At 42.0% G+C, this 20,310-nt stretch carries 20 protein-coding genes and 1 pseudogene; 9 read left to right on the forward strand and 12 right to left on the reverse strand.

Going from position 1 to position 20,310, the window contains the following annotated elements:
* The first annotated feature begins 3 nt into the window (after positions 1 to 3).
* From V7K84_RS28850 to V7K84_RS28860, 3 genes are all read left to right on the forward strand, one after another.
* Positions 4 to 249, forward strand: a complete 246-nt coding sequence (locus V7K84_RS28850) for a hypothetical protein (RefSeq protein ID WP_334843262.1) — start codon at positions 4 to 6, stop codon at positions 247 to 249.
* Positions 250 to 484: 235 nt separating this feature from the next.
* Complete coding sequence (locus V7K84_RS28855; RefSeq protein ID WP_334843263.1) at positions 485 to 1,360, forward strand: GNAT family N-acetyltransferase; 876 nt, start codon at positions 485 to 487, stop codon at positions 1,358 to 1,360.
* Between the two features lie 62 nt (positions 1,361 to 1,422).
* Positions 1,423 to 2,190, forward strand: coding sequence for a Uma2 family endonuclease (locus V7K84_RS28860; protein ID WP_334843295.1), 768 nt, complete (start codon positions 1,423 to 1,425; stop codon positions 2,188 to 2,190).
* A 13-nt stretch (positions 2,191 to 2,203) separates the two neighbouring features.
* Here the strand turns inward: V7K84_RS28860 and V7K84_RS28865 are convergent.
* Together V7K84_RS28865 and V7K84_RS28870 are read right to left on the reverse strand one after the other, a co-directional pair.
* Positions 2,204 to 2,335: pseudogene (locus V7K84_RS28865) on the reverse strand (oxidoreductase); the annotation flags it as partial.
* Between the two features lie 139 nt (positions 2,336 to 2,474).
* Positions 2,475 to 3,821, reverse strand: coding sequence for an MFS transporter (locus tag V7K84_RS28870; RefSeq protein WP_334843264.1), 1,347 nt, complete (start codon positions 3,819 to 3,821; stop codon positions 2,475 to 2,477).
* 187 nt (positions 3,822 to 4,008) lie between these two features.
* Here V7K84_RS28870 and V7K84_RS28875 point away from each other — a divergent pair, with 187 nt between their 5' ends.
* Positions 4,009 to 4,836, forward strand: a complete 828-nt coding sequence (locus V7K84_RS28875; RefSeq protein ID WP_334843266.1) for a class I SAM-dependent methyltransferase — start codon at positions 4,009 to 4,011, stop codon at positions 4,834 to 4,836.
* Between the two features lie 48 nt (positions 4,837 to 4,884).
* On the opposite strand, the gene V7K84_RS28880 is transcribed toward V7K84_RS28875, so the two are convergent.
* Both V7K84_RS28880 and V7K84_RS28885 read right to left on the reverse strand, forming a co-directional pair.
* Entirely contained in the window at positions 4,885 to 5,790 is a 906-nt protein-coding gene (locus V7K84_RS28880; RefSeq protein ID WP_334843267.1) for an N-carbamoyl-D-amino-acid hydrolase, read from the reverse strand.
* Between the two features lie 133 nt (positions 5,791 to 5,923).
* Positions 5,924 to 7,717, reverse strand: a complete 1,794-nt coding sequence (locus V7K84_RS28885; protein WP_334843269.1) for an ABC transporter substrate-binding protein — start codon at positions 7,715 to 7,717, stop codon at positions 5,924 to 5,926.
* 376 nt (positions 7,718 to 8,093) lie between these two features.
* On the opposite strand from V7K84_RS28885, the gene V7K84_RS28890 reads away from it, so the two are divergent.
* The 3 genes from V7K84_RS28890 (at position 8,094) to V7K84_RS28900 (ending at position 11,845) form a co-directional block, all read left to right on the forward strand.
* Positions 8,094 to 8,261 carry a hypothetical protein gene (locus V7K84_RS28890; protein ID WP_334843270.1) on the forward strand — a complete coding sequence of 56 codons (168 nt, stop codon included), beginning with the start codon at positions 8,094 to 8,096 and terminating at the stop codon, positions 8,259 to 8,261.
* A 122-nt stretch (positions 8,262 to 8,383) separates the two neighbouring features.
* Positions 8,384 to 10,633, forward strand: coding sequence for a TOMM precursor leader peptide-binding protein (locus V7K84_RS28895; protein WP_334843273.1), 2,250 nt, complete (start codon positions 8,384 to 8,386; stop codon positions 10,631 to 10,633).
* Between the two features lie 15 nt (positions 10,634 to 10,648).
* Positions 10,649 to 11,845 carry a cupin domain-containing protein gene (locus V7K84_RS28900; RefSeq protein ID WP_334843275.1) on the forward strand — a complete coding sequence of 399 codons (1,197 nt, stop codon included), beginning with the start codon at positions 10,649 to 10,651 and terminating at the stop codon, positions 11,843 to 11,845.
* 169 nt (positions 11,846 to 12,014) lie between these two features.
* Here the strand turns inward: V7K84_RS28900 and V7K84_RS28905 are convergent, their stop codons facing one another.
* From V7K84_RS28905 to V7K84_RS28925, 5 genes are all read right to left on the reverse strand, one after another.
* Positions 12,015 to 12,731, reverse strand: coding sequence for a molybdopterin-dependent oxidoreductase (locus V7K84_RS28905; RefSeq protein ID WP_334843277.1), 717 nt, complete (start codon positions 12,729 to 12,731; stop codon positions 12,015 to 12,017).
* 7 nt (positions 12,732 to 12,738) lie between these two features.
* On the reverse strand, positions 12,739 to 13,335 hold the full coding sequence (locus V7K84_RS28910; RefSeq protein WP_334843279.1) for a cytochrome b/b6 domain-containing protein: 597 nt from the start codon (positions 13,333 to 13,335) through the stop codon (positions 12,739 to 12,741).
* Between the two features lie 153 nt (positions 13,336 to 13,488).
* Entirely contained in the window at positions 13,489 to 14,211 is a 723-nt protein-coding gene (locus V7K84_RS28915; RefSeq protein ID WP_334843281.1) for a cytochrome c biogenesis CcdA family protein, read from the reverse strand.
* Between the two features lie 5 nt (positions 14,212 to 14,216).
* Positions 14,217 to 14,825 carry a thioredoxin family protein gene (locus V7K84_RS28920; protein WP_334843283.1) on the reverse strand — a complete coding sequence of 203 codons (609 nt, stop codon included), beginning with the start codon at positions 14,823 to 14,825 and terminating at the stop codon, positions 14,217 to 14,219.
* A 122-nt stretch (positions 14,826 to 14,947) separates the two neighbouring features.
* Positions 14,948 to 15,358 (reverse strand): hypothetical protein, encoded by a 411-nt coding sequence (locus V7K84_RS28925; protein WP_334843285.1) that lies wholly within the window; start codon positions 15,356 to 15,358, stop codon positions 14,948 to 14,950.
* Positions 15,359 to 15,982: 624 nt separating this feature from the next.
* Between V7K84_RS28925 and V7K84_RS28930 the strand changes: the two genes are divergently transcribed.
* Entirely contained in the window at positions 15,983 to 16,975 is a 993-nt protein-coding gene (locus tag V7K84_RS28930) for an NAD-dependent epimerase/dehydratase family protein (RefSeq protein ID WP_334843286.1), read from the forward strand.
* 11 nt (positions 16,976 to 16,986) lie between these two features.
* The gene (locus V7K84_RS28935) at positions 16,987 to 17,112 is read left to right on the forward strand and encodes a hypothetical protein (protein WP_334843287.1); all 126 of its coding nucleotides are present in this window, start codon (positions 16,987 to 16,989) and stop codon (positions 17,110 to 17,112) included.
* Between the two features lie 126 nt (positions 17,113 to 17,238).
* Here V7K84_RS28935 and bioF read toward each other — a convergent pair whose 3' ends face one another.
* The 3 genes from bioF to V7K84_RS28950 all read right to left on the reverse strand — a co-directional run bounded on the left by bioF (position 17,239) and on the right by V7K84_RS28950 (position 19,887).
* Positions 17,239 to 18,399, reverse strand: coding sequence for an 8-amino-7-oxononanoate synthase (gene bioF / locus V7K84_RS28940; RefSeq protein WP_334843288.1), 1,161 nt, complete (start codon positions 18,397 to 18,399; stop codon positions 17,239 to 17,241).
* Between the two features lie 97 nt (positions 18,400 to 18,496).
* The gene (gene ruvA / locus V7K84_RS28945) at positions 18,497 to 19,129 is read right to left on the reverse strand and encodes a Holliday junction branch migration protein RuvA (protein ID WP_099101282.1); all 633 of its coding nucleotides are present in this window, start codon (positions 19,127 to 19,129) and stop codon (positions 18,497 to 18,499) included.
* Complete coding sequence (locus V7K84_RS28950) at positions 19,129 to 19,887, reverse strand: sucrose-phosphate phosphatase (RefSeq protein ID WP_334843290.1); 759 nt, start codon at positions 19,885 to 19,887, stop codon at positions 19,129 to 19,131. Before V7K84_RS28950 ends, ruvA begins: the two co-directional genes overlap by 1 nt.
* Positions 19,888 to 20,310 lie beyond the last annotated feature (423 nt).

Genomic DNA, 20,310 nt, shown 5'->3' on the forward strand with positions numbered 1-20,310 from the left:
TTTGTGCCTATTTTGAGAACTCTGCAACCTGGAGATGAAGTATCGCTGGAAGCATTTCTCTTGCAACACACTGATACTTCTATGTTTTTGCGCTCTAATTGGCGAGCGGCGGGACTGCTCGATCGAGGTGCCAGATTTCAAGGAACTTACATAGCAGCCTACATAGATGAAACTATAGTGGCAGTTGCAGCCCATTTTTGGAATGGGGCGATCGCAGGGGGTAAAACGTGCCATCCTGTTTACAGGTGATAATAACCAAGCAGCCCAAGCAGTTTATCGAGGAATTGGCTTTTTGCCTACTGGTGAGAAGTATGCCTTAGTCTTATTTGAAGAGACTCAGGCTTAAAAGCGAATTTTAGATTTTATTTGAAGTAATGAGTAATAAGTAATAAGTAATGGGTATTACTCATTACTCATTTATTTTTTCTGGATTTGCTGGAATTGATTTTGTAGTCTCTACTGAATTGATCGTAATACTTGAACTATGAACCAGTATCGTTTCAAACAATCATTCTCTGCTGAACCCAGCATCAGCGATAAACTTTTTGACTTGATGGAAGTTACATTTCCCGGAATCCACAGTTTAGCAGAATGTGCAAGAAAATTAGGTGCATCCTGGGAAACAGCTTCAACTCCCTTTATTCGCTTTCATGATGATATAGCTATTACCCATGTGGGAGTGTTAGAAATTCCCATGCAAATTATGGGACAAAGGCTCACTGTCGGAGGAGTTCATGGAGTAGCTACCCGTGCAGAATTTCGCCGGAGAGGATATTACCGCGAAGTAATGGAGGAAGTGCTAGGGTATTGCGATCGCATTTACGAAACTTTGGTATTAACGACACCACAGCCAGAGTTTTACTTACCTTTTGGCTTTCGTGTAGTTGAAGAATATATCTTCAAAGTTAAATGTGACTCTACAGGTAGCACTGATAGCTTCAGAACACTCGATTTTACAGATACCAAAGATTACACATTGCTACACAGACTTTTAGAAACACGTGCCCCTGTCTCTAATATAGTTGGCGTAGTCAAGGAAAAACCTGTGTTTTGCGTTAATGAAGGAAGTCGTACTTTATATTATGCAGAAGATTTAGATTTAATCGCCTGTCTGGAGATAGAAGATACCCGACTTCATCTTTTTGATTTAGTGACAACGCAGATATGCCCTTTAAAGAATATTCTTGCTAAGATACCTCCACCCATTGAAGAAGTTGTGATTTACTTTAGTCCAGAACTTCTCGATGTCAAAGATGTAGAAGCATTCATCCATGCATTTGATGGAACTGTGCTGATGGTTCGTGGTAAATTTGCAGCTGAGGGCGAGAAATTTATGCTGCCGCGTTCTGCAAGATGTTGAGTTACTCAAAAACAATTAAATCATAATAGAACTGAGAGTTTCATCATCAGGATTGCTTTATGATGTATCAAACTGACCCGCCGCGATCGCCAAAAGATGTATTGCCGACCATGTACGATCTTCCTAGTGAAGATCCTGAGGAGCCTGGTTTGCCCGATCAGTTTCATTTATTGCAACCTCGCCTTTTAGACGAAACCTTTCGTCCACAGAATTATCCTAGTGACGAGATATTTGTTGCTAGCGATCTGAATCTTTATTACGATCCGCGCTATCCACTGTGGTATAAGCGACCAGATTGGTTTGCCGTTTTAGGTGTTTCCCGTCTCTATGAACAAAGAGATTTACGCTTAAGTTATGTCGTTTGGCAAGAGGGCGTTCATCCTTTTATTGTGGTTGAATTGCTGTCTCCAGGTACTGAAAAGGAAGACTTGGGGCAGACATTGCGGGATAGCAAGCAACCACCAGGAAAATGGGAAATATATGAGCAGATTCTGCGTGTTCCTTATTATGCAGTATTCGATCGGTATAAATATGAGTTAAGGGTATTTAAATTAGACGGTGGTCGTTATGCTGAGATAGCCATGTCAGAGCCGCGCTTCTGGATACCAGAACTAGAATTGGGCTTGGGTGTGTGGCGGGGACGCTATCAAGATGTAGAACAGCCGTGGTTACGCTGGTATGATGGAACTCTCAACTGGGTATTGACCTCTACAGAACAAGAAAGCCAACGGGCTGAACAAGAAAGTCAACGAGCTGAACAAGAAAGACAAAGGGTTGAACGGTTGATTGCACAATTGCGATCGCTAGGCGTTGAACCCGATTTAGATTAGCTTTTTGCCTGCCTTATAGCCCTGCAAACCACTCATAGCCCCGATCTTCCCGATAGCCTTTTTTAGTAGCTAACAAATTGCTGACGAATGTAATTTGAGTTACCCACTTGCTTTGCTTGTAGCCCAGTTTAATTGGGAATACTAGACAATACTTCTCGGTTAAGCATTTTTAATTCGGAATCTGGTTTTGGGAAAACAGGTGAAATAATTGTGGCTAAAACTATAGGATTTTAATGCACGATTAATAACGTTAGGCTAAGTGGGATTTGCACTTCAGCTAAATACTAGATAGTGTTAACAACTTGCTCGGTTATGGTAAGAGTTTCATCAGTAGTACTGGAAACTCGATCGGAAGCAATATCAGGTAGTTCATCCTCCAATCGCCGCAACCTAGGATATAAGTAAGCAAGAACAGTTGTGAAGACAACCAGAATTCCGAGGATGATAAACAGAAGACCAATGCCTCGACCAGGCCCAACACCGATAATTAGTCCTGCACTTGTTGCTAAGAAACTGTCAGTATTCATCAAAGGCTCGAAAATTCGATCGGCTAAAGGCCCAGCTCCAACGGCAGCAATGGGTAAGGCGGATTGTGTGAGCGCATTTTGTAAACCAAATATTCTCCCTTGATAGTCGAGCGCAACTTTCTTTTGCAAAATAACTCGAATAGAACTGACAGCAATTGAGCGGCCTATGTAGAAGATAAAACTACCTATGCATAATAGCAAAACTGAAGGGCGCAACCCCCAAAGGATCATAGAGAATCCGCATAGCAGCATGAAACCAAGTATAGTACTCATCTTGCGTTTTGGCCCTTCCCAGATAGCAACGATCAAGCTGCCCACAACTAGACCTATGCCATTAACAGAACCAATAATGCCAAGGCTAGTAACTGTAGAAAAGGACAGTATTGCAGGAGTGATTAGGACATTAGCGAATCGCCAAAAGACGGCAATAGTAGCACGGAAAAGCACTAACCCTAAAAGCCCTGGTCTAGCAGTTAGATAACTCCAACCAAGAGCGGTATCACGCAGTAGTGAAATCGATTCTGCTTCAGAGTCAGCAACGATCTGGACTTCAGGGAACCGAACTAACAGTAGAACGATCAAAGAGAAGAAAAAGGTAGCCAAATCAATCAGAATGATACCCTGAAGCTGGATTACGCCTAGCAGAAAAGCAGCTAATGTAGGTGAAACTATCTGACTAACAGCTAGTGCTAGCTGAGTAAGTCCACTAGCTCTATCTAAGTATTCTTTGGAAACCAACTGAGTAGTAGCGGCACTGTAGGCAGGGGATTGGAAGGCATTGAAGATGGAACTAATCGTAACGAGTGGATAGATGTGCCAGAGTTCTAGCCTTTGGGTAACTAGCAAATAGCCTAAACATAAAGTAATAATAGCAGCACCAGAGTCACTCAGAATCATTGCCCAACGGCGGTTCCAACGGTCTACCAAAGTGCCTGCCAACGGAGAAACCAGGACAAGCGGTAGAGTTGTAAACAAATAAAGAATGGTGTACTGAGTAATTGAACCAGTGTGCTGGTATATCCAAATATCTAAGCCGTAGATTGTGAGACCACTACCAAGGAGAGAAACCAGTTGTCCCAACCAGACGATGATAAACAGTCTCATTTATTGATGAATGCCATGACAAATATTCCGTAGAAACACGATGTATTGTGTTTCTACTATGTAGTGTACATAAATCAAGAGATTATCGGTGGGAGATATATTAAGACTGTGGAAGGGGCGATCGCTGTTAAGCTGTTAAATTGAGGTTAGACAACGTACTGTGTGAGCAACCGAACCGTATTTATTTATGACTGACAATGTTAATACTGAAAAGCTAAACACAATTTATGAGTATATTCGAGTTGCTCATGGCGGTGGTGCTTACGAAAAGCTAGACGAAAGTTTGCAGCCGCGCCCGCCGGAAATGCTTTATGATTTTGTTGAAAGACTCAATCTTGTTTCTGGCTCTACCGTGCTTGATGTCGGTTGCGGATATGGAAATAACACTTGCGATTTGGCACGGCGATTTAACTTCCAAGTTAAAGGTATTGACATTGTTGATGACCACCTAGAATTTGCACGGAATGCTGCACTTAAGCAAGGTTTAGCCGAGCAAGTCAGTTTTATCAAAGGAAGTTTAGAGAGCATCCCTTTTGAAGATGCAACCTTTGACTTGATTTGGTGTCGTGACGTACTAGAGCAGGTGCAAAACGTGCCGCAATTTGCTAGAGAGTGCGATCGCGTTCTCAAGCCTAATGGGAGCATGGTCATCTACACAATATTTGCCACCGAACTTATGGAACCCAAAGAGGCAGCACGCCTATACAAAACTCTGGGGGTTGTACCTGAAAGTATGTCTGCTTCCTTTGTTGAAGAGTGTTTTAAAGATGCCGGATTACAAATCCTGACAAAAGAGGTAATCGGCAGTGAATTGATGCAATTCTACGAAGAACGTGAGGGACGCGCTACAAGAGAACTCATGCGCCTGGCACGAATGATCCTGGCCAAAGAAAAGTTTTTGTCCCAGTTAGGACAGACAAATTATGAAGTCACATCGGCGTTGTACCATTGGGCTATTTATCAATTAATTGGCAAGTTAAGTTCGACTATTTATACCTTGAGAAAAACCGTTTAATATTCATTATGAAAGCCTTTGACTGTAAGCTTAAGCAAGCATTACTTTTCAAACATCCTCTGATGCTACACTTTTTTGTTCACAGATCGCCTGATAATACTGTGGTTGACGATATATCTCAAAATTAGACAAAGGTTGACATAAATCTAGGTTACAACGCGCGACAATCAACTCATCTTCCAAGGTAATGCTCTTAGCCACAATTTCGCCAGAAGGAGCAATAATCGCACTATCACCAATGAGATCGCAGCCCTCTTCTCGCCCAGCTTTTGCCACGCCAACTACCCAAGTTGCATTTTGATAAGCTCCGTCTTGCATAACTAAGTGATTATGGAACTGACTGAGGTGAGTTTCTTGCGGTGTACTATAACCGATTAAAATCATCTCCACGTTTTGAAGTCCCATTACTCGGTAAGTTTCCGACCAACGGCGATCGTTGCAGATGCACATTCCGATAATACCGTCGAAGGCACGCCACACCTGAAACCCTAGATTTCCAATATCAAAGTACCGTCTTTCTAAATGCTGAAAGGCTTGCTCTGGTTTATATTCAATATGACCGGGTACATGAATCTTGCGATATTTGCCAATAATTTTACCTGACTTATTGACTAAAATTGAGGTGTTATAACGACGAGTTTGGTCTTTTTCAATCGTAAGTTCGGCATACCCTAAATAAAAACCAATTTCTAAATGAGCGGATAACTCGAACAACGGGCGAGTTTCTGTCCCAGGTATTTCTGTCTCGAAAAAAGCATCAATCTCTACCTGATTTTCCATGTACCAACGAGGGAAAAAGGTGGTTAATGCCAATTCTGGAAATACTATCAAGTCACAGCCCACGCTTTTTGCTTGTTTCATCAAGTCAATTAATCTATTGATGACATCTGCACGGCTGTCATTTCGGGCAATGGGGCCTAGTTGAGCGGCTCCAACGGTGATTATTCGGGCCATAATTAGAAATACTGGAGATTAATCAATCAGTGTAGTCTTGTATCTGTGTGGCAAGCTGATATTGGTTATGGGTGAGGCTGCGATCGCACTTGAGTCTAACTTTAAAATAAAAATAGCAATATATCCAATGAGCTTATCCCTTAAAAAAGTCTTTCTTAATTTTAAGTTCATCAATATTCCAAAATATTCCTTCTAAAGCCGAGTATTGGATGCGGTCAAAACGATTGCGTACAGCAAGCATAGAGTAAGGATTAACTAAGAAGATCGCTGGTAAATATTCCTGAATAATCTGCTGAACTTCAGCATAAATTTCTCTGCGTTTATCTCGATTTAACTCTCTTGCTCCTTGAATGTAAAGTTGACCAATTTTCTTCTCCCAGTCTGCGACTTCTCTACCTTCTAAATGCGGCTGGTCAAGTTGCGGCTTTTTATTAAACAGGTGAAAACTTTGCTCAGGAGACCAAAAACTTACATCATCATTGGGTTCATTACTACTATTAAAGCTAAAAAGCATAGCTTCCCATTCCAGAGAGTTAGTCACTTGATTAATCAGGGCATTTAAAACAATCGGCTGAAAATCTACTTGAATGCCAATTTGACTCAAATATTGTTTAATTTGGGCTGCCATTGCTTGTTGGGTGATGTCACTAGCATTAGTCAGTAAGGTAAAGCGTACTGCATTATTATCAACATCTAAAAGTTGTCCTCTATTATCATATTTAAATCTCGCTGATAAAAGTAATTTTTTTGCTTGTTTTGGATTGTATTCATAAACTTTGCTCCCCGCTTTTTCTAAAGAAAGATAGTAGGGACTCTGTACGGGTATTTGGGAGTTTAACTGTTGTCCCAGTCCTCGATAGACATTATTGATTATTGTCTTGCGATCGATGGCATAGGCAATTGCTTGTCTAAACTTTACGTTATTGAACCAACGAGATTTCTTGAGTTCAACTAAAGGCTTTTCTCCTCTTCTCCCTTGGTTTAGATTGAAGGACATAAAAGTAACTGAATAGCGACTCCCACTGTTATAAATTGTAAATTTCCCTCGCTTCTCTTCATGCTTAAGTAGAGAAAAGTATTCTGGTGAAACATTAATATAGTCTAGTTCTCCAGAACGAAACTTTAATAAACTTGTATCTTTTGATTCAATAATTGCACAGATAATACGCTCAATATAAGGCAGATGATTCCCTTGTTTATCCTTTTTCCAATAGTAAGGATTACGTCGAAAAATAAATTGTGTACCAGGGATATAACTTTCTAGTAAATAAGGCCCATTCACAATAATTTGAGCAGGAGGAGTATTCGTTCCCCAAGTATAAAGAAACTGAAGTTTTCCTTCAGAGTCTTTTGTTCTAACCGATCCTTGTAAAGCATGGGCTGGTAAAATAGGCAAATCAACGTTAGATAAAAAAGGAGCAAAAGGTTCAGAAATACTAAATTCTACTTTGAATTCACCAATTTTTTTAACAGTCGGTAACGCTTGAGTTTCACCAATTCGCAGACTATCTCTATAGCTAGTAGGAATTTCTTTATTTAGATAAATTTCGTTATATGTAAAGATAACATCTTCGACCGTTAATGATTCTCCATCTGACCACTTTAAACCCTTGCGTAAGGTAAAAATAATTTGCTTTTTGTCTTCAGAAAATTGCCAATATTCAGCTAATGCCGATTCAATTTCTCCTGTTATCGGGTTATCTCGCACTAATCCTTGATAAATTAGGTCAAAAATTTTATGGTTGCTTTCATTGAGAGCATAATTAAAGGTTGTTGTATCACTTGAAATACTGCCAATTATTTGCGATTGAGGATTGATTTTTGGTTGCCAAATTTCTAAATTACAAGCATGAATAAAAAAAATGGTGAGCGAAAAAAGAACACAACGCTTTATATAAGAGCAAATTTTATTTTTTTTAGATTCCATAAATTTACTCTTTAGATAATTGTCTATGTCTGGTTTGACTCGATTCACATACAACTTTACAACATGTCCGATATTGCAGATATCTCAGTGGACACCTAAATAGGTAATGGAAATTTCATATCGACTCATAATTTTTACTTAGAGATATTTTATACGTTTTTATTAATTATTAGCAGCTAGACCTCACTGACACTCCTTTTGAGCATATTTCAATCTCCTATTTAGCAGCTAAAATCATGACAAAATGAGAATCTACTTCTTTTGGTATATGTCTTTAGGATGATCGCGTAAAGAGAACAAGTCGGGGTAGTATACTTTTTAGTTGATTTTCATCAACTCATGATACTTCGGTATACACCATTAATCGAGGAAGATTATGAACAATTATCAAGAACTTAGCGTTACCTCTGAAGAACTCTTAGCAGAGTTGAATGACGAAGAACTTGGAAGCGCTTCTGGAGCGCAACGAGACAATCAAACTATAACTATAGACATTCCCAATGTAACGCCAGAAGATTTTGTCTGGCATTCTAACGAGTCATAATACTGTGTTTTATTCCCTCCTCTTACTTAGAGGAGGGGGTTGTGTTGGCTAGACAAAACCAGGGCGGGAAAATCCGAAAATTGTGGATGATTTAAAAGTGCTAAAAAGGTAATCATAAATCTGTGACGATCGCTCGACCTCAGTTTAGACACCATTTCCATGTTGAAGTTGTATTACCGAAAACGGTATATCTGCTTAGTGAGAAAAAAAAAGTTGCCCTAACTGGTCGTCTCTACTGTTGGTTAGCTCCACTATTAAATGGTCGTCATACAGTTGATGAAATTGTTAGCAAGTTAGAAAAGCAAGTCCCCTCTACTGCTATTGAACAAGCTCTAACGCTTCTAGAAAACAAGGGCTATATCACCGAGGCAAATGGCACTTTCCCTCCTGAAGTTGCTGCTTTTTGGAATCTCCTAAATGTAGATTCGAGTGTCGCTAAAGCTCGCTTGCAATCAACCAAAGTTTCTGTGATTGCTTTAAATGCAGTACCAAAAGAACCATTGCTTGCTGCTCTGCAATCCCTAAATATCTGCGTTAGCAACGAGCAGGATCTAACAGTAGTCCTAACGAATGATTACCTGCAACCGGAACTGGCTACTTTTAACCAGGAAGCGCTACGAACCAAAAAGCCCTGGATTTTAGTCAAACCTGTAGGAGCCGTAATTTGGCTAGGCCCGATTTTTCTTCCAGGCCAAACGGGTTGTTGGCAGTGTCTGGCTCATCGCTTGCGGGGGAACCGTGAAGTTGAAACCGCTATTGGGCAGCAAAAAAAAATCCTTAACCCATTTCCCACCTCCCGGCCAATATTGCCCTCTACTCTGCAAACTGGCTTAAGTTTGGCGGCAACCGAAATTGCCAAGTGGATTGTTACGGGAAAACACGAACAGCTTCAAGGAAAGCTGATGACCCTCGATTTGGCATCTTTAAATCTGCAACACCATGTCTTGGTTCAGCGCCCTCAATGCCCTGATTGTGGTAGCCCAGATTATCTTACTAACCGTGAACCACAACCTCTAGTGCTAGGAACGCAAAAGAAGCAGTTCACCAGTGATGGCGGGCACCGAATTTTCTCCCCAGAGCAAACGCTTAAGCGATATGAACATCTCATCAGCCCGATTACGGGAGTTGTCAGTGCTTTAGAGCGGATATCCGAGGATGGAAACGATCTAGTTCACACTTATGTTTCTGTTCATCCTTTTCCCCATGAGGCTCAGAATTTAAACAGCTTGCGACAGGTGTTACGAATCAAAAGTGCTGGAAAAGGCAAAACCGACCTTCAATCTAAAGCCAGTGCCTTTTGTGAAGCTATTGAACGCTACTCCGGCATCTTTACGGGTGACGAAATTCGGGTGAAGGCGACAATGGCTCAACTCGGTGAAAGTGCCATTCATCCCAATGCCCTGATGCAATTCAGCGATGCCCAATATCAGAACCGCCAGGTCTGGAATCAGAAGCATTTCCAGTTTAATTGGATGCCACAACCATTCCAGGAAGAGCTTGAAATCGAGTGGACACCGGTTTGGTCTTTGACTTCCCAAACGTTTAAATACCTGCCAACCGCTTACTTGTATTACAATTATCCACTACTTGAAGACCATCAATTCTGTGGTGCAAATTCCAGTGGTTGCGCTGCTGGTAATACCCTAGAAGAAGCCATTTTGCAGGGATTTATGGAATTAGTAGAGCGCGATAGTGTCGCTCTGTGGTGGTACAACCGACTGCAAAGACCTGTTGTAGATTTGGCAAGCTTTAACAATCCCTATTTGTCGGCTCTCCTAGAGTATTACAAAGCGCTGCACCGTGAGCTTTGGGTGCTGGACATTACTAGTGATTTGAATATTCCGGCATTTGCGGCTGTTTCCAAGCGCACCGACCAAGAGGCAGAAAATATTCTGTTTGGGTTTGGTGCTCATTTTGATCCGACAATTGCTCTACTGCGAGCAGTGACTGAATTAAACCAGGTTTTACCGCTTGAGAAGAGTGTCGAACACAATAAAAACCTGATACCTGTCGAGCAAGATGTGAAAAGTTGGTTAGCGACTGCTACCTTGGCAAATCAACCTTATTTAGCTCCAGACGAACGTGCTATCCCTAAAGTATTGACTGATTACCCTTGTTGTTGGAGTGATGATTTGCGCGATGATGTTCTCGTCTGTGTCAAAATTGCCGCACAACAGGGTCTAGAAATCCTCGTTTTAGATCAAACCCGACCTGATATCAGTCTGAATGTGGTGAAGGTGATTGTTCCAGGATTGCGCCATTTTAAGGCGAGATTTGCACCGGGTCGGCTTTATGATGTCCCTGTTAAATTAAGTTGGCTATCAACCCCTTTGTTGGAAGAGCATCTCAACCCCATTCCGATGTTTATATAAAAGAGGAAATGAGTCATGTCAGTATACGATCTTGATTTTGAAAGACTGGTTAACCCCATAGAAGTACCAACTTTCTTTAATGAATATTGGGAAAAACGTCCTCTGGTTATTCCCAGAAGTGAGTTGGATTACTACGGCGATTTGCTTTCAATGAAAGATATTGACTCGATTATCTGGTTTACTCGCTGTAAGCTTTTGGGAGTTGAACTGGCTAAGGACGAGTATAGAGTTCCTCCCGGTTCTCCAGGCATAGGAAAATATATCAGTAGAGATGGAGTCCCCGATCTTAATCAGTTATACAGCTCCTACTCTCAAGGTTATAGTTTTACCATCAATGACCTTCACGATCGCTGGCAGCCGGTATCAATTTTTCGCAGAAATTTAGAAGTTTTTTTCAATTATCCGGTAACGGTCAATATGTTTATGACCCCCCCCAATACACAGGGGTTTGCACCTCATTTTGATACACATGAGGTTTTTATTTTGCAGGTTGAAGGCTCAAAGCTTTGGAATATATATAACTCGCCAATCGATTTGCCCCTTGTTTCTAACCAAAAAGACCTGCCCAAGTCGAGAGAGGGACTCGGCGAACCTTTACAAATCTGTTTGAATGCTGGTGACTTGTTGTATATGCCTCGTGGGTACATTCACGAAGCTCGGACTTCTGACACTTTCTCTCTTCATCTGACAGTCGGTGTCCACGTCTTTAGGTGGTCTGACTTGATGCTTAGTGCGGTCAAATTATTAACTCAACGAGATGTCCGCTTTCGACAGTCGCTGCCTGTTGGCTTTTTGCAGCAGGGTGAAGTCCACGAATCCTTACAAGACCAATATCAAGAACTTCTCCAACTCCTGGCAGATAAATCACAGGTTGAGGATGCCGTTGAAGAAATTGCCGAACGTTTTTTGTTAGAGTCACCTCCCCTAGCTGATGAACATTTCTACCAGCTTGAAAATATTAATAACCTGAACCTAGATACGATTGTTAAAAAAAGAGCAGGCATCTGTCGTGTCGTTAAAAAGCAAGGTCGAGTTGTCCTTCAATTTACGGGAAACAGCGTAACAGGCCCAGAGAGTACAGAGCGAGCGTTCCGCTTCATTGTTGATACTCAAGAATTTCCTATTAAAGCACTTCCTGGCCTCACCGATAACAGCAAGCTAACCTTAGTCCGCCGCCTGATTCGGGAGGGACTGTTAACCACTGTGGAGTAACTAAACTAATCGGCATTTAAATTGGGGCAGATATAGCGTAGCTGACACAAAGTATAAGCTAAACAGTTTAGACCAAGTTTACTGGTCATACGTGAGCTTATTCACTAACTTTTTCTTTGCCAGACGCTACGCGTAGCTTGCTTTTCAATAGATTAGCTTTTTGCCTGCCTTATAACCCTGCAAACCACTCATAGCCTTGATCCTCCCAATAGCCTTTAGTAGCTAACAAATTGCTGACGAATGTAATTTGAGTTACCCACTTGCTTTGCTTGTAGCCCAGTTTAATTGGAGATGCTAGGCGCATAGGCGCACCATTATCAACTGATAAGGGTTGTCCATTCTTTTGATAAGCCATGAGAGTTTGGGGATGTATGGCAGAAGCAAGATCCCAGCTTTCATAGTAGCCATCAGCAGATTTGAAGTAGACATAGCGAACGTTTGACTTAGGCTGTACCAGCGCTACTAAATCTCGTAATCGCACGCCTCCCCATTGAACGATCGCAGCCCAGCCTTCAACACACACATGGCGAATTACCATTGAAGTCAAGGGCAGTTTTTGAATATCTGCCATGCTCAATTGCATTGCATTATTGACCTCACCATCAATTATTAAGCGAAACTGTGCCAAATCGATTTGCGGGGTAAAGTCAAAGGTATTAACCAGCAATTTATCTGCTTCTATGGCACTGACAGGAAATTCAGGTATAGGTTTTTGAGTTAGCAAAAGTGCTTCAAGACTTTGGTTTAGTGGCTCAGATATTTGCCGCAGATTATCTGAAAACAAATTTGTTCCACAGCCACCAAGAAGAAAGCCTACCCCTGAAAGTCCAGATACTTGCAGTAACCGACGACGGGATAGGGTACGTTTGGGAAGAATCAGACTCATAAAACCTCTACAGAAACATAGATTTCACTAAACGGACGCTTCCTACCTTCAGGGCAAGTAAGGAATGAGCAATTGTAAACAGTATGACAGTAGGAACAGTGATAAAGTGAACAGTGCGTAGAGTCTGCCAACTACCAAACAGCCCCGAAAGCCAATACAGTTGAGCCGGTTTGTACATCGCCAGACCACTCAAAATTGCCAGCAGTAGCACTGGAATGATAGCAGTATAAACTAGCCGATGCCATGCGTAATTTTTGCGCTTGGGATTCTGGCTGACTTGTAACGCTTTTAAGTCACCACCATCGGCAAAACGACGCTGCCAACGACGAGTTATAAATATATAAACTCCATACCAAAGTAAGTTTAGCGAAAATAGCCACATAGCAGCAAAATGCCAGTGTCTAGCACCTCCCAGCCAACCTCCTAGTAATAGAAAATCAGGAAAACGCCAACCTGCACGCCCTCCAAATACCGGATTAGCATTATAGATTTGCAGTCCACTAGCAATCATCAAAATGAGACTGATGATATTAATCCAGTGAAAGGTCTTTGATAGAAAAGTCTGACTTGGTGTTGAGCGAACTTTACGTTTAGATGAGGTCATACCAATTTTGGATTTTGGATTTTTAGATTGTTCCCAGTTAGACTTTCGGATTGGGTCTTGAATCCAAAATCGTTCGACTAAGCGATCGCCGTACCCCTCCGGGGAAGCAAGCTACGCGTAGCGTTCCGCAGGAAAGTCTAAAATTGGTAGGTTTCACAAAGATTGAGTGGGAAAAAACGGAGCCAGCCAAAGTTGTATCTGGACATCCCAACCCAGAAGAATAGCAATTGCTGTAGCCGCGATCGCTACCCCACCAATCTGTTGCAAAGCTGCACTATGGGAGCGGATATTGAGAATTTTTTGGCTGAATACTCTCCCACCGTAAGCGATCGCTAAAAGAGGCAAACCTGCTCCGATTCCATAAGCCACTAGTAGCCAAAATGCACTTATGACTTGATGATTAACTGCTGCTAATACTAAAATTCCGCCCAAAACTGGACCAGCACAGGGAGTCCACAAAAGCCCCAACTGAGTCCCTAGCCAAAACTCTCCCATGAGTCCTATTCGTACAGGTTTCTTAGCCCACTTGCCAACTGGAATATAACTAAATATTCGGTAACTCCAGGTGGGGAAAATTGCCAGTAATCCTAAAAATAAAAGGAGTGCGATCGCTCCATTGCGTAATAAATTAACCAAGCCTGTAAACCAGCTTGCTGTTATACCTAATAAACTACCTGCTAGTGCAAAACCAGCAATTAATCCTCCTACCAGTGCTACTGGGCCGTAGGTATGGGATTGGGGTGTAGATGTGGAGTGACTTGTCGTTAGCGATCGCCCCAATAACACAGGCAAAATCGGTAAAACACAGGGTGAAAGCACATTCAAAACTCCCCCCAATAAAGCCAGACTGATTGATAAAGTAGAAGTCGTCATCATTCCTTCTACCCCAATAGCTGGCGGATAGTTTGCTCTATTTTTTCGTATGCACCTTCACCAATATGGTCATATTGCAACAAACCCTGACGGTCAGCTAAAAATAGATGGGGCCAATATTGATTTTCGTAAGCGTTCCAAGTTTTATATTCGTTATCAACCGGAACCGGATAGATAATTTGGTGTTGTTGTAACGCCTTTTTAATGTTGTTTGCGTCTCGCTCAAAAGCAAACTCTGGTGTGTGGATGCCAATCACCTTGAGTCCCTGAGACTTATACTGTCGATGCCATTTAGTAATGTAAGGCAGTGTACGCTGGCAGTTAATACAAGCAAAAGTCCAAAACTGTATCAGAACAACATTGCCTTTGAGGTCAGCTATTGACAAAGGTGTAGAATTAAGCCACTGACTTATCCCTTGAAACTCTGGTAAACTCTTGCCTGCCGGAGGTTTCACTGCAATATTTTCCGAGTCTTGTGTATTCTTACTATTTGTAGGAGAGATAAAAGGGGCATTCACTTTTCTAAAGTTGGAAAATGTTGTGGCTGCACTGATTCCAAGAACCCCTAACCCAAGATAAAAAAGTAACTGACGCCGACGGAGTAGATTGTGATTCATCAGAATTTCTCTTGTTGAGGTCAAAGCACCAAAGTATAGGGATTGGAATTAGGATGGATTTTCCTGGTTAACCAGTCCCTAGTACCCAGTACAAGAAAAGTGAGATGCAAAGCTAGTTGTGGCTAAGGCTTGGTGGAAGCAGGCGATTGCTTCATCGCATCACCAGCTTTATCTTTGCTCATTGCACCACCAGCTTTATCTTTACCCATCGCATCTTTGCTCATTGCACCACCAGCTTTGTCTTTACCCATTGCATCTTTGCTCATTGCACCACCGGCTTTATCTTTACCCATCGCATCTTTGCCCATTGCATCGCCGGCTTTGTCTTTACCCATCGCATCTTTGCCCATTGCATCGCCGGCTTTATCTTTACCCATCGCATCTTTGCCCATTGCATCGCCGGCTTTGTCTTTGCTCATAGCAGGAGAGGCTTCAGGAGCAATTTGATTGTTGCTTGCAGGGCTGCTAGAGCAAGCAGTGAGACTGGTAGTTAAAATCAAACCAGCAATTAAAGAAAGTGTTTTCCAGTTCATATTCTTCTTTCGTCCTTTGGATATTTCTTTTTGTATCGATCGATTCAGAGGAAACTAAGCTACAAGCAGATTCATAAAGGCTATTGGTATAAAGAAGATGCCTTCTTGTTGAGGACTCCATCAGATTCTTGCTACTGCGTAGCTTGCCGCCGTAGACATCGCATCTACATTGCAATCAAATAAAGCCTTCGATTCTAACACTACTGATGTTTGAGTTATCCCGAACATCCAAAGTATCTCTGTTAGGACTGAAGCCTATCTGAAATGAAGCCATGATTTTCATAAATTTATCCCTTGAGAAAATTTAGTTAATTCTCAGCATTTTCTCAGGTATTTATGGTAATCAAAGCCACGGACTAATTTAAGCATTCTCCCAACTAAACCTCATGAATACTGCAAATTAAATATTTGACTAATTCAATGGTTAAAGTCAATATTTCGCATTTATCTGCCTTGCGATCGTCAACCTAAAGATTGTAAGTTAGTTATGCACATAAAAATCTCCACGCATTTATTTTCTACTGATATCAGTTTCTACTTTATTAATGTAGACTACGGATATTTAATTTGTCTTAAGCGCTATTTTAAAAACATAAAAAACCTGATTAGCTACAACTTGCAAATATGTCAAATAACAAAGACTTTTCATCCGAAAAAAGCTCTTCCGTTAAAAATGTCTTGATTATAGGTGCAACCGGGTATATTGGCGGAGCGCTGTGCCGAAAGTTTTCTCAGACACAAGATTTTGCAGTATTGGCACTTGTGCGTCCGAGTAGTGATATTGAGGGTATAAAGCCTTTCTGCAAGGAAATAATCCGCTCTCAAGAGGTAGAAATTTCTAGCAATGATGTTGCACAAGCAATTCGCAAGCATGATATTACAACAGTAATTAATGTAGCGTGGCACATGCCTCCAGAATCAACCCAAGAAGCTCAATTCGCTTTAGACCGTATAGCATTAGAAGCCGCTTTATACGGTGCTAGTGCAGTTTCGCCAGATATTCATGTAATTACAACCAGTGGGAATTTCTCTTTGATTACCACCAATGGAGGACGAATAACAGAAATACCTCCGCCAAAAGGATATACACGACCCGAATATTTAGCATGTTTTGACTTACTATCGGGTGTAAATGCGTTGAAAGATGTGCTAGTAGAAGAGTATATCAGTAATGGAGGTAACGCCTCGATTGTCTATCCTTCATCAGTGTATGGTTCAGCACCAACTCGTGGCAGTTTCTGGGATTTTGCAATTCAGCAGTTCATTACAGGGAAACTACACCAAGGGTATCAGCCATTTCCACCAGATTTTATGACGGCGTGGATTCATGTTGAAGATTTAGCAGACTGCTACATTGCAGTAGCGCGATTTGGCTCCAAAGGAGGACATTACCTTGCTGCGTCTGAAAATTTTAGTATTAGCCAGGTGTCAAAAATGTTTGCTCAGGCTGCTCAGGTAGAATTTATGGCGCCAGTCTTTGAAAACAAAGACAAAGTTATATTTGATGATTCTCATACTAGAAAAGTGCTTCAACTTCAATGGAAGTATAAAGTGGCTGATGAGATGAAAGGTTGGGTAGAGAGAATAAAAGAGTTAGAAACTTATTTTTTAGAGTAAATAAGGGGGAAATGGCTTTGCAACCCGTTCCATCAGATACGATCGCTCCAAAAATTCTTACGCTCGTTTCAGAAATTATCCTAAAACTTTTAGCTAAAACACCAAAGGATCGATATCAAAGTGCCTGGGAAATCTAAATTGATTTAGAACAGTATCTAATTCAGCTAGAAAATACGGGACGAATTGAGCGTTTTTTGTTAGCCCAACAGGGATAATTCTGATAAGTTTTATATCCCGGAAAAACTTTATATACCCTACTGTCGCTAGCTAACATTCTTTAGTACTGCTACCAATTTTTCAATATGTGCTACTTCATGAGTTGCCATCACGGATATTCTGATTCGACTTGTGGGCACTGTGGGGGGGCGAATTGCTGGGGCAAAAATGCCAGCATCTCTTAGCTGTTTTCCAGCTTTGAGCGCATCTGTAGCATTAGGCAATTGAAAACATAATATGGGTGATTCAGAAGGCAGCAATTTCAGGTTAGGTAACTGTTGCAGCAAAGTTTTCAAGTAATGTATATTTCCCCACAATTGGGCACGGTGTTGCGGTTCTTGTTGCACGATCTCGATCGCTGCTAAGGCCGCAGCTGTATCAGCAGGTGAAAGCCCAGTGGTATAAATCCAGCTGGGTGCGCGGTTTTGCAAAAAGTCAATTAGGGCGCTACTTCCTGCTACATACCCGCCTAAACTACCTAAAGCTTTACTCAAGGTGCCAACTTGAATTAATTGCTTTCCTGTACACCCAAAATGTTCGACACACCCAGCGCCAGTTTTTCCTAGTACCCCAGTGGCATGAGCTTCATCGACTAGCAGCATACAGTTAAATTCATCAGCGAGATCCAACAGTGCAGGCAACGGACATAAATCGCCATCCATGCTGAAGACGGTATCAGTAAGAATCAAACAGCGTCGGTAATTTTGCCGCTGTTGACTCAACTGAGTTTTTAAGACTTCCACATCACAGTGCGGGTATTCTACAAATGCTGCACCGCTAAGAATCGCTCCATTTTTCAGACTGGAATGATTGTACTGGTCAGAGAATATTAGATCGCGCTTGCCCACAAGGGCGGTAATTGCACCCAAATTTGCTAGATAGCCGGAACTAAATACCAAGGCATCTTCTGTTTGTTTGGTAGATGCGATCGCCTCTTCTAACTCTCTGTGTAATTCTCGATGCCCACTGAGTAATCTAGAACCAGTACTACCAGTCCCAAATTCCGCGATCGCAGCCGTCGCCGCTGCCATCAACCGCTCATCTCCAGCTAATCCCAAATAGTCATTGCTGGCAAAATTAATTACCTCTTGCCCAGCTAAAACCACCGTTGCACCCGGACGACCATCGATCGGCTGTACTGAGCGATACCAGTCCGCCCGATGAATTGTTGTTAAGGACTGTTCTAGCCAGGCATAAGGGTCGGTCATTGGGGCAAGGGAGCAGGGGAGCAGGGGGGCAGGGGAGCAGAGGGGAAAATAACTAATGACTAATGACTAATGACTAATGACAAATGACCAATGACAATTAAACTTGTTCGCTACTGAGATGAGCGATCGCTTGTTTAATCCAGTCTTCGACATAAGCATCTTTGGGTAGTCCGATGTCTTCGCTGACTACATGCAGGGCGTGACTGACCTCATGGGCAGTATATCCCAAGGCGAAGAGGGTCATTTGCACTTCTTCGAGAATTCCCGGTGCTGGCCCGCCTGTAGCGACGAAGAACCCGGCTGATTTGCGCCACTCGACTAATTTGCTTTTCAGTTCCAAACAGATGCGTTCGGCGATTTTTTTACCGACACCGGGAGCCTGAATGAGGATTTGTGTATTGCCAGCGATAATTGCTTGGACTAAATCTGGTAGTTCCAGAGTGTCTAAGAGGGCGATCGCTAAGGCTGCACCAATACCTGTGACAGTCAGCAAGTGGCGAAATAAATCGCGTTCGGCTGGGGAAGCAAAGCCATAGAGAAAGGGCACTTCTTCACGAATTTGGAGATGGGTAAAAATTTGCGTTACTCCTCCCGACTCTGGTAACTGGTTTGCTAGGCGTTGGGGAACTTGCAAATCATACCCCAAGCCATTCACTTCCAGAGTCAGAATCACGCGATTAGCGCCAATTGTTTGGATACCAGCGACTATACCTTTTAAATAACTAATCATTACAAGAGACCAAAATAATTTAAGCCTTCGATAATTCCACCTGCACAAAAAGCTTTTGCCAGGTAGTGGTAGTCTGCGGGATACTCATTGTGCCATTGGAGTAACTCTTTGCGGGCATTCCCCACAATGATTCCCCGTTCGTTGCCTACAGCAAATAAAGCAATATCATTACCCGAATCACCACAGACAACTGTTTGTTCTGCTGCAAATTTCCACTTCTGGCGTAAAAACTGCATTGCCTGACCTTTATCGCTGCTATGGGGTACAATGTCAAGGTCAATCCCGCTACTGTAGATTAACTTTACATTTAATTTAGATTTCTGCAACTCTGCTTCAAGTTGTGGTATAACATTCGCAGATACTTGTTGTTCTAGGAAACAACTCACTTTGAAGGGACGCTGTTCTGAATCTGGTTGCCGAACTAACTCAGGATATTTTTTTGTAATAGATAATACAGTTTCCCGTTCCCATCCCGGAGAGAGGATTTCTGACCAACCTGAGTCTGGAGTATCAGTACCATCAAGGTAAATTTCTGTACCCACAGATAGGACGAGGGCATCGGGTTGCAAAAGATTTTTTTGAGCTTGGAGTTCTTTGTAAAGTACAGGCGATCGCCCAGTAGAATAAACGATTTTAGTCCCGTATTCTTGGCGGTGTTGACTCAACAGTTGATTTAGTTCTGGTAAAGCGCTGTCATCGCCAACTGTGCGGTATACGAGGGTGTCATCTAAGTCGGTTACAAACAGAAATGGTTTCATGATTAGAACTCTTGCAAAATTTCGTTATTCTACCGCGTGAAGAGACTTTTACAAGAGGTTTGTTTGCTAAAAACAAAATCAGACACTAGATATATTTGTTTTTGATCTCCTATAATATATTCTTCCGATTTCTGATTTCAGTGGCTCATTCACATCGAGTAAACCAACTCACCCGCTTCACGGCACTACGATACAATCAATTTAACCACCTCTACCACCTGCGCTCGTGGTCAACACCTCTTCACAACATTCGACTCCAACTGATTCTCCCTCCGACATTCCGCCTCTTGAGAGTGGCAGTGTTGCAGAAAGGGCTAAGTTCAATAGGCCTCTTGCAAAAGTCGGTCAGGAAGATTTGATTTTGGGAAGAGAAAGCTCGTAATTGTAGAGAGCAGCAATCAGATTAAACCGCAAACTAAATCT

The organism is Nostoc sp. (assembly GCF_036917315.1).
Taxonomy (GTDB): Bacteria; Cyanobacteriota; Cyanobacteriia; order Cyanobacteriales; family Nostocaceae; genus Nostoc.